Annotated in this window: 10 protein-coding genes, 1 tRNA gene and 2 pseudogenes; all 13 read right to left on the reverse strand. The window is 36.4% G+C overall.

Annotation, left to right across the window (positions count from 1 at the left end):
• Positions 1-28: 28 nt before the first annotated feature.
• The gene (locus AABM58_RS03985) at positions 29-394 is read right to left on the reverse strand and encodes a hypothetical protein (protein ID WP_338406421.1); all 366 of its coding nucleotides are present in this window, start codon (positions 392-394) and stop codon (positions 29-31) included.
• Positions 395-514: 120 nt separating this feature from the next.
• Positions 515-2182 (reverse strand): aminopeptidase P family protein, encoded by a 1668-nt coding sequence (locus AABM58_RS03990; protein ID WP_338406422.1) that lies wholly within the window; start codon positions 2180-2182, stop codon positions 515-517.
• Positions 2183-2190: 8 nt separating this feature from the next.
• On the reverse strand, positions 2191-4125 hold the full coding sequence (gene mnmG / locus AABM58_RS03995; RefSeq protein WP_338406896.1) for a tRNA uridine-5-carboxymethylaminomethyl(34) synthesis enzyme MnmG: 1935 nt from the start codon (positions 4123-4125) through the stop codon (positions 2191-2193).
• 724 nt (positions 4126-4849) lie between these two features.
• Positions 4850-5642 (reverse strand): IS5 family transposase gene (locus tag AABM58_RS04000; RefSeq protein WP_338405927.1). Its coding sequence is split into 2 segments (ribosomal slippage): positions 4850-5377 and positions 5379-5642, totalling 792 coding nucleotides; the frame shifts between segments, so codons are not numbered across the junction.
• 61 nt (positions 5643-5703) lie between these two features.
• Positions 5704-6576 (reverse strand): annotated as a pseudogene (locus tag AABM58_RS04005) (transposase); the annotation flags it as partial.
• A 23-nt stretch (positions 6577-6599) separates the two neighbouring features.
• Positions 6600-7426, reverse strand: a pseudogene (locus tag AABM58_RS04010) (IS5 family transposase).
• 157 nt (positions 7427-7583) lie between these two features.
• A tRNA-Met gene (locus AABM58_RS04015) sits at positions 7584-7656 on the reverse strand.
• Entirely contained in the window at positions 7656-8948 is a 1293-nt protein-coding gene (gene purB / locus AABM58_RS04020; protein WP_338406423.1) for an adenylosuccinate lyase, read from the reverse strand. The genes AABM58_RS04015 and purB overlap by 1 nt, the downstream gene beginning before the upstream one ends.
• 106 nt (positions 8949-9054) lie before the next feature.
• Complete coding sequence (locus AABM58_RS04025) at positions 9055-9252, reverse strand: hypothetical protein (protein WP_338406424.1); 198 nt, start codon at positions 9250-9252, stop codon at positions 9055-9057.
• Positions 9253-9294: 42 nt separating this feature from the next.
• Positions 9295-9849 (reverse strand): 50S ribosomal protein L9, encoded by a 555-nt coding sequence (gene rplI, locus AABM58_RS04030; protein ID WP_338406425.1) that lies wholly within the window; start codon positions 9847-9849, stop codon positions 9295-9297.
• Positions 9850-9856: 7 nt separating this feature from the next.
• Entirely contained in the window at positions 9857-10132 is a 276-nt protein-coding gene (gene rpsR / locus AABM58_RS04035) for a 30S ribosomal protein S18 (protein ID WP_007548890.1), read from the reverse strand.
• On the reverse strand, positions 10132-10905 hold the full coding sequence (gene rpsF, locus AABM58_RS04040; RefSeq protein WP_012673215.1) for a 30S ribosomal protein S6: 774 nt from the start codon (positions 10903-10905) through the stop codon (positions 10132-10134). The genes rpsR and rpsF overlap by 1 nt, the downstream gene beginning before the upstream one ends.
• Positions 10906-10953: 48 nt before the next feature.
• Positions 10954-14283, reverse strand: a complete 3330-nt coding sequence (gene dnaE, locus AABM58_RS04045) for a DNA polymerase III subunit alpha (protein WP_338406426.1) — start codon at positions 14281-14283, stop codon at positions 10954-10956.
• Positions 14284-14286: the final 3 nt, after the last annotated feature.

A 14286-nucleotide genomic window follows, 5' to 3' on the forward strand; every position in this document is an offset into this window, starting at 1 on the left:
GACAGAAGAGACTCGCGTTAGATATTATTTATTTACTTTCGATCTTTTCTATCAATTTTTTAACTAAGCCTCTTAGCTTTTTACTGGATTCATCAAGCTCTTGAATCTGCGAGCTATGCCCTTTCATTAGTTCCTTATAGTTACCTCTTATGTAGTCAATCATTTCCTTCATCTGAGCAATCATCTTGTTAGCATCCATGCTGCCCAAATCAGGTATCATGTTAGGCATAGCGCCTTCTAACATACCGCCAGCCATAAGCTGCTGAGACATTTGCATAAATGGTTTAAAAGCCTGATTAAACAATTCAGGATCCTTGGCTAATTTTTCTATTTGCTCTTTGCAAGTATCCATATACTGCTTCATAAATTCATCTTCTTGCACTTTACCTATCATAATTACACCTACTTGAAAATATCGATTTTCTATTATATATTGTTTTTAAATTAAAAACAATACAAAATACTCATCACAATTGCATTAATACTTTTTAAACAACAAAAAATGCTCCTTTGCTTATAAAGGGTCACATACTTTCTTTAACCACTCCTTATCTTTGACGCTATTTTCTAAGTTTTTATAGACAAATTGATGGTAGCCATTTATCCATTCAATTTCATCCTTAGTAAGCATTTGCACACTTATTAGCCTTCTATCATATGGAATAGAGGTTAGTTGTTTAAATCCCAAGAAACCATTTTTATGTTTATCAACATACATCAGATTTTCAATCCTTATTCCATACTCTCCCGGAATGTAATAACCAGGTTCGTTGGAAAGCATCATGCCTGGCGTGAGTTTCACTTTATTTCCCTTTGATATTGCTTGTGGTCCTTCGTGTACTGATAGGTAACTTCCTACTCCATGCCCTGTACCATGCATATAGTCCATTCCAAATTTCCATAAATGCGTACGTGCCAATATATCCAATTCTCCACCAGTAGTGCCGGGGGGAAAGACGACACTTGCTATAGCAATGTGAGCTTTGAGTACTATTGTATAGTGGGTTATTTGCTCATTGGTCGGATTACCAACTACTACAGTTCTTGTCACATCAGTTGTGCCGTCAAGGTACTGGCCACCAGAGTCAATCAAATACAGTCCATCTTTCTGAATTACTTTATTTGTTTTACTGCTTGCACGATAGTGAATTATTGCTCCATTTTCATTGAATGCTGAAATTGTTGGAAAGCTCAATTGTTTAAACAAATTCTGCTCTTTTCTGTATTCTAAAATCTTTTCTTCAGCTTCAAGCTCTGTACCAACATTACTTTCAAGCCAATGTAGAAAATTTGTAACTGCCACTCCATCTCTGATGTGCGCATTTATAGCCCCAGCTATTTCAGTTTGATTTTTTACTGCTTTATAAATTAAACAAGGATCCTCTCTTTCAGCTACCTGTTTATCTTTTATTACAGCCATGATACTCATTGGAGTTGTGTTTGGATCTATAACTATTGAATTTAGCTTGTGCAGCGAATTTTCTAGCTCACTAATATCAAAAATATTTATATGATTGCCTAAATTTGCTTCTATAGTTGAATGTTCTTTATCTTGAATAAACAAATCAACATTACCGCTTTTATACAATATAGCACGGCCCAATATACATGGAGTATATTTAGCATTTTCGTTTCTTAAATTTAATAACCATGAAATTGAATTTGGATCAGTTAAAAGCACTGCTTCAGCTTCTTTATCTATGCTTCTAGCTATTTTTCCACATTTGTCCTTACTACTTTCACCAGCATATTTAATAGAATGTAAAACCACTGCTTGTTTTCGATAGTCACTTTTTTTTCCAGCTAAACAGGGTATGAATTTACAGATATTCTCATACTTTCTTATATCTTCTATGGTAAAATATTGCAAATAATAACCTAGTGAGGCAGTCGATGTTAAGTTTGCTTTTATCCATTCGCGTGGATCCTCTTCTTGTATATTATATACTTGAAAATTGCCCTGATCGAGCTGATTGTGAGCTTGTGTGATATAGCGTCCATCTGTAAAAAATGGGCACTTGTTGTTTTTTGTAACAATGAGCAGCCCATTTGTTCCTGTGAAGCCACACAGCTTTGTTAGCTCCTCTGAATACTCATTTAAATATTCATCTTTGGTGTGCAACATAAACGCCTCAGCATTTATTGCACGCATAAAAGAACGAAATTCTTCGATTTTTGACATAGAACACCTCACACAAAATTAGCAGCTACTTTCGTTTTCCTGTTTCTCAAGTACACTAATATGCTAACTATCGCTGCGGGAGTGATGCCTTGTATTTGCTTTGCAATGCCAACCGTTGCTGGTTTTATCGTCTGCAACTTTTCTATTACTTCACTTGACAGGCCTTTAACTTGTGAATAGTTGAAATCAATTGGAATTTGAGTGTTAATTTCCTCTCGTAAAAACTTCATATCTGCTTCTTGTCTTATTAGGTAGGGTTTATATTTTGCTTCAATTTCAACCGCTTCGCATATTTCATTCTTAGCTCTATTATCCGCTTTGGTGTGTCCCATTTTGCCATTCCAGCGCGTGACGCTGCTTAACTCCGGCCATATTTCTTGTAATTTATTCCAGTCGATATTTGGATAGCTAAGTAGATCTAGTGCCGTTTTTCTTATCCCATCATAAGATATTTTAATACCATAAGACCTAAGCTGCTCAGGAGTAATCGTCAGACTCCCTAACTTCTCTTCAAGCTGCTTAATGGATTCAAGTTTATTCTGTAAAACAGAGTATCTCTCATGCGACACAAGGGAAATATCATAACCTTTTTGTGTTAATCTCCTATCTGCATTATCTGACCTGATAGCTAGCCTATATTCTGCACGCGAGGTAAATAATCTATAAGGTTCGATCACCCCTTTGATGACTAGATCATCTATCATTACGCCGATATATGAGTCTGTGCGATGAAGAACAAAGCTTTCTTTTTTTTCAGATGCAGAAAGTGCTGCATTGATCCCGGCAATAATTCCTTGCCCTGCTGCTTCTTCATATCCAGTGGTGCCATTAATTTGGCCAGCAAAATATAGGCCTTTAATTTTCTTAGTTTCAAGAGTATGGCTTAGTTCTCGTGGATCAATATAGTCATACTCAACTGCATATCCAGGCCTTAGTATTTCTGCGTTTTCAAGTCCTTTGATACTCTTTATCATTTCACGCTGCACTTCAATAGGCAATGAATTTGAAATTCCGTTCGGGTATACAGTATCATCATCCAGGCCTTCTGGCTCTAGAAATATTTGATGACTACTTTTTTCTGCAAATTTATTAACTTTAACTTCAATTGATGGGCAGTATCTTGGTGCTATAATATCATCCAAATACGAAGAAGCTGACCTGTGCAGATTCTCTCTAATTATTTTATGCGTGTTTTCATTAGTATGGGTAATAAAGCATGATACCTGAGGTTGGTTAATTTTTTCTGTGAGATAAGAAAACGGCACAGGTGGGTTATCACCCACTTGTTCTTGCAATATTGACCAGTTTATAGTGCCACGATCAAGCCTTGGTGGAGTTCCGGTACGCAGTCTACCTAATCTAAAATCATACTTCTTCAACGTATTTGCAAGTTCTACGGCAGGCTTATCTCCCATTCTCCCCGAAGGAGTTACCTGCTCTCCTATATGAATCACACCTTGCAGGAAAGTTCCTGTAGTTAAAATGACTTTGCTTGTCAGTATATGCTCCCCTGAGCTTGTTATTACAGCTTTAATGCACAATTCTCCATTGTTATTACTCTCTATAAGGAAATCGTCAACTGACTCTTCTTTTACCGTCAAATTATTATAATTTAGAATAATTTCCTGTATTGCTTGCTTGTATAATTTTCGATCTGCCTGTGCACGTGGTCCCCACACTGCCGCACCTCTGCTGCTATTTAAAATGACTGAGTGTATGCTTGCTCGGTCGATTGCTCTTCCCATTATTCCATCAAGAGCATCAACTTCCCTGACTACAACACCCTTTGCAACTCCTCCGATTGCTGGATTGCAAGACATTTCCCCTATAGTTGAAATTTTATGAGTTATAAGCAGCGTGTTTGCACCAAGGCGAGCTGCAGCCGCAGCCGCTTCGCACCCTGCGTGACCACCACCTACTACTACTACATCATATTTATGCATGCCTTCTTGAGTAATTCTTACCCTACTAATATTCCGACTATTAGCGGTTAATGTCAAATTTTATAGTGATACCTCTCCTGTTACTCCGTACTGCACATACAACTATACGCACACTCGTTTTTGCTAAGGTAATTCGCACGACAAATGATGTCATGCCAGTGCTTGACACTGGCATCCAGGAATTTGATTGTAAGTAAGCACACTGAGCTGGTGAGCATAAAAGTAGCTGATCTTATACTAAATAGACGTTTTTGGTGAGATTGCATAGAAAACTGGATCCCAGTGTCTGGGCACTGGGATGACACCCCTTTGTGTTTGAGGCAAAACCGGCTATAACACTTAACACACTGCCTTTGCAAACAAATGTTCGTACAGCTAGTGCGACCCGAAAGTCGTGATTTTGTGATGGTTAAATTCCATCTTCCCTAGACATCGGGGATAATGTATGTCTCACATTTTAGAGAGTGGCAACCTCTAGGATGCAAGCATGAGATAAAAGCAGGTAACACTAAACCTTATAGTGAATCCCTGCAAACAGAGTTAGATATGGTTACGAGAGGAACCAATGCCTGAATTGTCGTAACGAACGATATGCGAAATAAGGTTGGTTAACGCATAGACCAAAAGGTACGGAGAAAGTGGATAATTAGAACTTGACTGGTCTGATTAAGATGTTTCCCATCTCCCGGCAAAAAGTTGGAACCTAAGTCTTCTAAGAACCTGTTCATAATCTTTTGAGGAACAAAGCAGTGAAAGCAAGAACTACCATTTGCAAGCTGGTGTTGAGTTTACGCTCGCAATTTTTCCATAACCGTCTACATTTTTCCAACCAAGCAAAAGAACGCTCTACAACCCATCTTTTTGGCAATACAGCAAAGGTATGTAATTCACTGCGTTTTATTACCTCAACAGTTGCACCAATAGTTGCTTTTATTTGTGTTGCAAAATTCTCTCCCGTATAGCCTGCATCAACCAGTACATTTTTAACTCCCGAGAGGTTTTCTTTTGCATTTTCTACCATTCTCACAGCACTGCTACGGTCAGTTATCTCTGCTGTTGTTACATAAATTGCATGTGGCAAACCTTGCGTATCTACTGCAATATGGCGTTTTATTCCTGAAATCTTTTTGCCTGCATCGTAGCCTTTTTCTTCAGCAGTATCTGCATTTTTTACACTCTGTGCATCAATTATGCAGAAGCTGGTTTTTTCTTTCCGACCATTGTTTTGTCGGACTACGCCAACTATTTTTTTTTAACACCAGCTCCAGAACACTTTCTTTATTTGCATCTGGTTTTTCACTCCACTTCTTAAAATAGTCGTAACAATTGCGCCATTTTGGAAACTCTTTTGGTAGCATTCTCCACTGACAAACGCTTTTCAGAACGTATAACACTCCACAAAATACATCATACAAATCAAGTTTTCTTGGTTTTGTTTTTTTTCTACAGGACTCTAGATCTGGTAATATAATCTCAAATCTTTCCCGACTTATATTACTTGGGTATAAACTCCTCATATATCCTAACTTATATACATTATCTCTTAGTTTATTCCTTTCTTGAGATCATGTACAGGTTCTAAGAAACTTCCTTCATAATCAGATCTTTCTCCATCATAACATAACCAAATTCCTTTGCTTTTTTGATCAAATTTTTTATAATTTTCTCTTTATAGCGTTTTTCATAATATTCTATACCTCTTTCCACATACTCTTTCCCAAACTTTAGCATATTGTAAAAAGTGCATGCTATTTTTCTTGCTGTAGCGGTAATAGCTTTAGGAGTGCCCAATCGTTTTTTTAATCCCCTGCCGTATGCACCAAGTGCACTTTTACTGTTTAATGCAGAATTAGCTGCCATTCTAAACGCATCTGCAGCGCGATTAATTACTCTACGAGTTCTTGTTCCTATTACTTTCTCACCTGTTATTCTATTAGCAGGACTCAACCCTAACCATGAAGAAAAATGTTTTTCTGTTGGCCATTTATTAGGATTCATACCAACTTCTGAAATAATAGTTTGTATAGTTAATACATCAAGTCCAGGAATTCCCGTAAAATCAACACCTATCACTCGATACAATTCCCCATGTAATGCAAAGTTCGGCTTGTTTTTTGTAGATTTATTTTTTGCTTTACTACACTGTTTGTTTTCGTCAGGTTTTGTTTCAAATTTTTTATAATAGCATTCAATAGCTTTATCACATTCTGCTATTTCTTCTTGATATACATTATATAACTTAAATTCTTGCTTTAGTGTAAATAAGTGCTCCTCCCTATAGTCACCTGTTAATGCTTTTGCAATAGTAGACTTATTACTTTTTATCCTATAGTCTTTCAACTCAGCCAATTTATCAGGGTTACTCTCTCCTTCAATTATGGCCTTGATAATTCGCATACCAGTTGTACCAGTAATATCACTTATTACCTTATGTAATTGAAGGTTCATTTGAGACACTAGACTTCTTTCAAAATTCATGTATGGAGCTCAAAATTGTGAATTGCAGCAATCAAATTAAACCTTAAACCAAAACGTTTTCGTCGGTTTCTATACCTGTCCGAGATGATTTTAAACCTTTTCAATAAGCCAATTACGTTTTCAACAATTGCCCTTTGGCTCATAAGTGCCCTGTTCTCTTTTTTTTGTTCTTTGCTTAACGGATTCTTTTTCATTTTCCTGTGCGGTAATACAACATTTTTGTGTATCTTCTGCATTCCCCTGTAGCCGGCATCAGCTAAGATTTTGGTGTCCGGTAATATTGCTACCTTTGATTCTCTAAACATCCGAAAATCGTGTTTTCTACCATTCGAGAAAGATGTGCATATGACTTTTTTACTCTTCTTCTCTGTTACTATTTGTGTTTTTATAGTATGCCTTTTTTTCTTTCCAGAGTAGAAGGGCTTTTGCTTTTTTTTGGTCTCTCTACTGGCGTTTCAGTTCCGTCTATTACTAAAACTTCATATTCTACATCACTCTTTAATAGCTCTTTTTTTCCTGGTAATGCAAAATCTGGATGTTTTATTAATATGTCTTCTACCTATCTTATTATTTTAAAACTGTTACTTTCACTCATGCCATAGCTTTGCCCAATATGAAAATATGTACGATATTCTCTTATATATTCCAGTGCCATAAGTAGCCTGTCTTCTATGCAAAGTTTACTTTTTCTTCCACTTCTAGCTTTTTTTCTTTTATCCTCCACTTCTAGAATTTCTACCATTCGCTCAAATGTTGCTTTTTTTACCCCTGTTAAACGTCGAAACTTTTCTCCTTCTAACTTTTCTATTTCCTTATATTTCATGCTTTCAAATACTTCATCTTACACTCCCTCTAACAATTTTGAAAGAAGTCTATTGGCTGTACACCTGAGTGGATACACAACTGAACGTAACCATTTCAAGTAGCTGACACTGGGTTTCACCAATAGCACTATCTTGCTAAACATAGTTTAGTTCGAGTGGCTGAGGAGGGACTTGAACCCCCGACCAAGAGATTATGATCCTCCTGCTCTACCAACTGAGCTACTCAGCCTAATTGAAAACCTTGCTATACATGTGACCTACATGTTTTGTATAATATTTCAAATCAAACAAAGATTCAAGTTTTTCCGAGTTAATAACCTTAAGTAAGAGTTTATCTTGTTTCAATTCGGCCAGAAAATCACTGTTGTTTTGTTTCACTTTCATTGCATTGCTCTGAACAATTTTATACGCCTTTTCCCTCGCCAAACCACTATTTACTAACTCAAGCAATACACGCTGTGAGAAAACTAAACCTTTTGAAGAATTTAAGTTCTTTTTAATGTTTTCCTTATTGATCACCAATTTATCTATCAAATCTGTTAATCGCACTAAAGCAAAATCCATTGTTATACAAGCATCAGGAGCAATGCATCTTTCCACAGACGAGTGTGATATATCACGTTCGTGCCACAATGCAACATTTTCTAACGCAGGAAAAACATAACTGCGTATTAAACGTGAGAGTCCAGTCAGATTTTCACTTAAAATAGGATTACATTTGTGTGGCATAGCAGAGCTTCCCTTCTGCCCAGTGGAAAAATGCTCAGAAATTTCGCCGATTTCAGTTCTTTGCAAATGACGAATTTCAATTGCAATATTTTCTATTGAGCTTGCAATCACTCCCAAAACCGAAAAGAACATGGCATGTCTATCACGAGGAATGACTTGAGATGATATGGTTTCAGGTATGAGTCCCATTTCTTTCGCTACATACTCTTCAACAAACGGATCAACATTTGCAAAATTACCTACTGCACCTGATATTTTACAAATTGAGATCTCTTTTTGCGCGCTAATTAATCTCTGATAATTGCGTTTAAATTCAGCATAAAATCTAGCAAATTTTAATCCAAGAGTTGTTGGTTCTGCATGCATTCCATGACTGCGCCCAACACAAACAATATCTTTATAGTCCTCAGCTTTTTTTTTCAATGCTGCAAGTAAATTTTTTAGATTCTCGAGTAAAATATCACATGACTCTTTCAACTGCACCGCAAGGCATGTATCCAAAACGTCAGAACTTGTCATTCCATAGTGTAGATGCCGAACATCAACTCCCGCTTTTTCAGCAACATATGTCAGAAAAGCTATAACATCATGTTTTACAATGGATTCAATTTCGTTGATACATTCAACATCAAATTCAATAGCACCAGAGAGGTTCTCAGCAACATTATTCGGAATCACTCCTAACTCTGCTTGAGCTTCACACACTAATTTTTCTATTTTAAGCCATATATTAAACTTGTTGCTCTCTTCCCAAATCTCAGACATCTCTTTTCGGCTATAACGAGGAATCATTAGATGACCCCCGTCTTATCTTCGAACATGCTAGATCCCAGTGTCACGCACTGGGATGACACCAGCTTAGCCATGGCAGAAATTTCTTTACAGCTATAGCGGGGAATCATTTTTGATTTATTCTAATAATGGTGTCATTCCAGTACGTGACACTGGAATCCAGATATAAAAGTATTTGCAAATTATTCAATGGACAACGGATTCTAGAAGCATAAAATAATGTCCATGATGAAATAAACTGGATCCCAGTGTCACGCACTGGGATGACATGAGAGGAGCACTGGGATGACACCAGCTTAGCCATGGCAGACATTTCTTTTCGGCTATAACAAGGGATCATCTTTGATCAGCTATCATCACCATCAGTAGCTTCTTTATTCGCATCTTGCTCTGCCTCTTGTTGCTCAGACTTCTGATTTTGCAATTTTACTTGCCTTAGCTCATTTGCATCTGTTTCGGATTTCACGACGTATATAGTAATTGGTACTACTACTTCACTATGTAATTCTACGTTTACTTGGTATTCACCCAAGTTTTTGATGCTTATTCCACCAAAAGATAAACTACGGTGATCTATCACATGTCCTTCTTGTAGTAAAATTTTCGCAATTTCACGTGTTGTTACAGAACCAAAAATTTTACCATCCTCTGAAGCTTGCTTTATTAATACCACAAACTTATCATGTAGTGACGATGCAAGCTCTTTTGCTACATTTAATCTTTTTATATTCTCTTCTTCCAGTAATAAACGTTGCTCCTCTAGCTTTGTTAAATTTTCCTTGGTAGCTTTCACCGCTTTTCTTTGTGGAAAAAGAAAATTACGTGCATAACCTGGTTTAACTTTGACAACTTCACCAAGCTTACCTAAAGTCCTTATATTTTCCTTTAAAATTATCAACATAAATTACCTAAACTTTTTTAGTACAGTAAGGAATAAGAGCTAAAAAACGTGCCCTTATGATCGCTAAGCGTAACTTCCTTTGTTTTTTTGCACATACGCCTGTTAATCTTCTAGGTAATATCCTACCATAGTCAGAGGTAAACTTGGATAATAAATCTATATTCTTATAATCTATGTCTTCATCTTTAGACGCAGCAAGAGGGCAAACTTTAGAACGCCTAAAGCCAGTCCTATTATTTACAGATACGTAAGAATTATTAAAACTATTTCGTCTTTTCATCATTATGCGCTTTGCTCCTCAATTTGTTTATTCATCATATAAGATTTACCTTCAAAAATTTTATCAACCTGCACAGGAAAGTGGCGAATAACGTTCTCATTAAGTTTCATTCTACGCACAAATTCATCCAGAATGCTTGCAGTAGAACTTATGCACATTATACAATAATGACCGCTCTTCATTTTATTTGTGTGATATGCAAAATCCAAAAGACCCCAATGTTCATACTTGATTAATCCTGATGCTTCAATGTTTTTCAAAAGCATTTCCAATGCTTTGCTCGATTGAGTTGGACCGTTTATTCTAAAATCTTTCAAAATATCTTGAAAAATCTTTATTAGATGTTCTGAAATATTTCTCTTCAAAGCATTTACTGCGTTATGGATAAACGCACTTTTAGTACTGCCTCCTAGAAATTTTGTAAAATCTTGCGTTATTCCTAAATCTTTTAGGTCATCTTTCAACTCTTTATCGATTTTTGACTTCACTTCTTTCAAATTTGAAAGATCTTCTTCTAATTCAACCCATAAAATTTTTGTAAGATCTTCCAAGAAATCAGAGTAAGCAACTAGACTTTCTTTAATGTTCTCAGCACGCACTTCTAACTCTTGTTTTGTAAGCTTGTCATTTCCTTTTTTCAGAATATCCCTGATTTGCTGGAACATAACATCTGTTTTAATGTTTTTCAACAAGACAGCTAGCTCTTGGACCATCTCCTCTACTTCTTGCTGTAATAATCCTTGTTGTGCTATAAAAGTAAATTCATAAAGATTCACTATATCTTCCTTTAATACCGATTAAATATTTCATTATATAAAGCTTTTTTATATAAGCAAGTTATTTGTATTAATTTCTACGCCTTTAATCCAGCTTAAGTTAGATATTTCATAAATTACTTGAGGAGCAATTGAGTATGCACCTGGTAATAAGATGCTCACTTTATGTTTTTCGAGAAGAAGTTTTAGCATTATTTTGGTTCTGCCTTCATCTTTCAATATTGTGTTTAATTCCATAGCGGCTTTTTGCGAATCCGTGCACTCAGTGGTGAGAACTAATTCTTTTATTGTAGAAGTGACTCTTTTTGTAAACTCAGATATATCCTTGCCTGCTAATCTTGTCGTATTTTCCGAAGCTTCAAGATCAATTATCACAAATGTTCCTGGTGAAAATAAATCTCTTTTTTCTTCTATTATTTCATTATTATAGAATGCTATTTCAGAAACGTTATGGGGATCAGAAAGTGTAAGGATAACAAACCTTCCACGCTCTGAAGTTCTCATACGTGCATTTAATATTACCCCAGCAGTTTTTACTGTTCTATTTTCTCCGATAAACCCAATATTTAACTTTTCCAGAAGAGTTCTAAATTTTTCAAGTGGATGATTAGTTAAATAAAATCCTAGTGAAAATAACTCATGTTCTAATTTTTCCTCCTCATCAAAATCTTCCACATTCTCAAGTTTCGGTTTGAGGACATCAAGACTACCAAACAAAGCAGCTTGACTTGATTCTCTATCCTGTTTGTTTTTATTTGCAAAGTAAATCAGCATGTCCATTGACTCATATAGCTGCTTTCTGTTCTTATGCACGCTATCGAATGCTCCGGATTTAATCAGGCTTTCTAGCGCTCTCTTATTTATTATATGACCTGAATTTTGAATGAATTCCCATATGTCCTTACAAGCGCTTGAACGTACGTTCACTATTCCTTCCGCTATAGAAAAACCAACATTCCTCAAGGCAGCAATACCATAACGTATGCGTTCGTTCTCTATTGAGAATTCAGCTTGAGACTTGTTTATATCAGGTGAAAGAACGGTAACGCCACTAAACTTTGCTGCATGATAAAATAAATTCAGTTTATCTCTATCATCAATATTCAGATTCATTAGTGCTGTAAAAAATTCTAATGGATAATTAGCTTTAAGGTAAGCCGTTTGATAAGATATAACCGCATATGCTGCAGCATGAGATTTATTGAACCCATAACCAGCAAATTTTGCAACAAGGTCAAAGATATAACTTGCCCTGTCATAATCAACGCCATTCTTCGTTGCTCCTTGGATGAAAAGTTCACGTTGTTTATCCATCTCTTCCTTAATTTTCTTACCCATGGCACGTCTCAGCAGATCTGCTTCCGCTAAGCTATACCCGGAAAGAATACGGGCTATTTCCATCACCTGTTCTTGGTAGATTATTACCCCAAACGTTTCTTTTAACACTCCCTCAAGTAACGGATGAATATAATCTGGCTTTTCAAGTCCATGTTTTCTTGCAACATAAGTTGGAATGTTATCCATAGGTCCTGGACGATAAAGGGAAATTAAAGCGATAATATCTTCAATGCAATCTGGCTTTAATTTGATTAAAGCTTCTCTCATTCCCGAACTTTCAAGCTGGAACACTCCAATTGAATCACCGCTTGAGAGCATCTCATAGGTTTTTTGGTCATCTAAAGGAACTGAAGAAATATCGATCTTTTGTCTATCACGATTAATTAAACGACACACATGATCTATTAGCGTTAGCGTACCAAGTCCAAGAAAATCAAATTTTATTAGCCCAGCTTTCTCCACATATTTCATGCTGTATTGAGTGATTGGCAGAGCCGAATTTGGATCATAATACACAGGAACAAAATTTTCCAACTTTTGATCACATATTACAACTCCAGCAGCATGAGTTGAAACGTGACGATATATCCCTTCAAGCTTAAGAGATATACCAAGAAGCTTTGCAATTACCTCATCACTATCCCGTTCTTTCTGCAGATTTTGATCAAACTCTATCGCTTGCGATAAAGTTACAGGATTTACTGGATTAAATGGAACCATTTTAGATATTTTATCCACTTGAGAGTAAGGCATTTGTAATACCCTCCCAACATCACGCAATACTGCCCTTGCCTGCAATTTTCCAAAAGTGATTATTTGAGCAACATAACCGTACTTTTTCTGAACATAATCAATAACCAGGTCTCTTTTCTCTTGGCAGAAATCGATATCAAAGTCAGGCATCGATATACGATCAGGATTCAAAAATCTTTCAAATATTAGGCCAAACTTTATTGGATCAAGGTCTGTAATCTGTAAGCCCCAAGCAACAATTGAGCCTGCACCAGAGCCTCTTCCTGGACCCACTGGAATGCCATTTGCTTTGCTCCAGCGGATAAAGTCAGAAACTATTAGAAAATACCCGGAATAATTCATTGAAGTTATTACGCTTAGTTCGTAATTTAGCCGATCGTAGTATTGTTTAAGGTCTATGTCTGTCTCATTCGCAATGCGGAATTCTAATCCTGCAACTGCCTGCTCCCTCAGTTCTTCATTCTCAGTTTTATTTTCTCGACAAGGAAATTTAGGCAGAATAGGCTGCCTGCTTCTTGGCATGTAAGAGCACCGCTTAGCTATCACTAAAGTGTTATGAATTGCTTCAGGAATATCACTGAACAGCTCCTCCATTTCTGCCACAGATTTGAAATAATGCTCAGTGGTTAGCTTTTTCCTGTTATTTTCGAGAGCATAACTACCCTCTGATATACACGTTAATATATCATAAGCTTCATAGTCAGATCTATTTGTAAAGAATACATCATTTGTTGCAACCAGTGGTATATTGCGCTGATAAGCAAAATCTATTAAAGTTTCTTCAAGCTCTAGCTCCTTGCTCAGCCCATGACGCTGCAATTCAACATATAAATGACCATTAAATGCTGAAAGCAGTTTTTCAACCGTTTCTTTATCTTGCCCCAACAATAGTTGAGCCAAACATCCACCGGTTAAAGCGATCAGACCCGTACTTAAATTCAATAGCTCATCAAAATCAACATAAGGAATATCGCTGTTATTCTTGCGCTTTCTAAAAGACTCACTTACCAAAGTGACTAAATTAGTGTACCCTTGCTCATTTTTTGCAAGCAATAATATAGGTAAATTTTGTTCTGAATGTTTAACTATAATATTGCATCCTATTATTAGCTGTATTCCCCTACTTGCCGCATATTCTGAAAACTCGAGCGAGCCAAACAAGTTACCTGAATCAGTAATTGCAACCGCTGGCATTTTATTTCGCAAACAAAGGCCGATCAGCTCCTCAATTTTAACCGAGCTTTCAAGCAGCGAATAAACACTATGAACACGTAAGTGTATGAACATAAA

The organism is Wolbachia endosymbiont (group A) of Longitarsus flavicornis (assembly GCF_963931955.1).
Lineage (GTDB): Bacteria > Pseudomonadota > Alphaproteobacteria > Rickettsiales > Anaplasmataceae > Wolbachia.

Excerpts from the sequence above, each read along its gene's own strand:
- AABM58_RS03985 (WP_338406421.1), bottom strand. The coding sequence starts at position 394 with ATGATAGGTAAAGTGCAAGAAGATGAATTTATGAAGCAGTATATGGAT.
- mnmG (WP_338406896.1), bottom strand. The coding sequence starts at position 4,125 with ATGCATAAATATGATGTAGTAGTAGTAGGTGGTGGTCACGCAGGGTGC.
- rpsR (WP_007548890.1), bottom strand. The coding sequence starts at position 10,132 with ATGATGAAAAGACGAAATAGTTTTAATAATTCTTACGTATCTGTAAAT.
- rplI (WP_338406425.1), bottom strand. The coding sequence starts at position 9,849 with ATGTTGATAATTTTAAAGGAAAATATAAGGACTTTAGGTAAGCTTGGT.
- dnaE (WP_338406426.1), bottom strand. The coding sequence starts at position 14,283 with ATGTTCATACACTTACGTGTTCATAGTGTTTATTCGCTGCTTGAAAGC.
- AABM58_RS03990 (WP_338406422.1), bottom strand. The coding sequence starts at position 2,182 with ATGTCAAAAATCGAAGAATTTCGTTCTTTTATGCGTGCAATAAATGCT.
- AABM58_RS04025 (WP_338406424.1), bottom strand. The coding sequence starts at position 9,252 with ATGGCTAAGCTGGTGTCATCCCAGTGCTCCTCTCATGTCATCCCAGTG.
- purB (WP_338406423.1), bottom strand. The coding sequence starts at position 8,948 with ATGATTCCTCGTTATAGCCGAAAAGAGATGTCTGAGATTTGGGAAGAG.